Raw genomic sequence first — 668 nt, forward strand, 5'->3', positions numbered from 1 at the left:
CGATGAGTCGGAGAGTTCGTAACGCTTTGCCATGCGGGCCTCCAGCCAATCATGGCGGCAATTCTACCCCAGCCGACTTTTCGTACAAAACCTAGAATTCTGAAAACAGCTTCTTTGGTAACCACTATAAAAACCATTATACCAATGCCAATTATAAAAACGGCTGACACCCGTCCATTAAAGATAATAGCTAACCGCTGAGGGTGCCGAGAGGCGCCCCCTAAACGAGAAGACGTGCATCGGTAATATGTAGCGTTCTGGAGAAACACATGGGCATGGAAGCCAATCGCATTTTATTCAACGCCGAACCGTTTGGATTCGGTCCCTCTGCGGCAATTGCCGCCATTGCACCTTACTTTATAGGCAGCGGCTGCCACGCCTACGCGGGTGAAGGGCACTCACTGGATCTGCAAAAGCACCTTCCCTATCGAAAAATCCATGACATGACCGGAAGCAGCCCGAGAGACTGGGATAAAATAATCTCTGATGTCGATATCGTTGTAACAGCCATGGATCTCGACATAGCAATTCGATCACTGTCCTTAGGGAAATCCTGAAAAAGACTTCCTGATTTGGCAAAATCTCCGGGCACCAATCGCCGAGCTTTTCGATGATGAATCAAATGACCTTCGCCGATGCCGAATACGCCGCTAAGCGCAAGCAGACCC

At 49.4% G+C, this 668-nt stretch carries 1 protein-coding gene; it reads left to right on the forward strand.

The annotated features are described in order from the left end of the window. The first annotated feature begins 269 nt into the window (after window positions 1–269). Window positions 270–557: a hypothetical protein gene (locus AO277_RS14490; protein WP_044320263.1), complete on the forward strand. Its 288-nt coding sequence runs from the start codon at window positions 270–272 to the stop codon at window positions 555–557. Window positions 558–668 lie beyond the last annotated feature (111 nt).

Origin of the sequence: Pseudomonas amygdali (assembly GCF_002699855.1) — a bacterium.
Lineage (GTDB): Bacteria > Pseudomonadota > Gammaproteobacteria > Pseudomonadales > Pseudomonadaceae > Aquipseudomonas > Aquipseudomonas amygdali.

Coding starts and splice junctions, on each gene's coding strand:
- AO277_RS14490 (WP_044320263.1), top strand. CDS start 270: ATGGGCATGGAAGCCAATCGCATTTTATTCAACGCCGAACCGTTTGGA.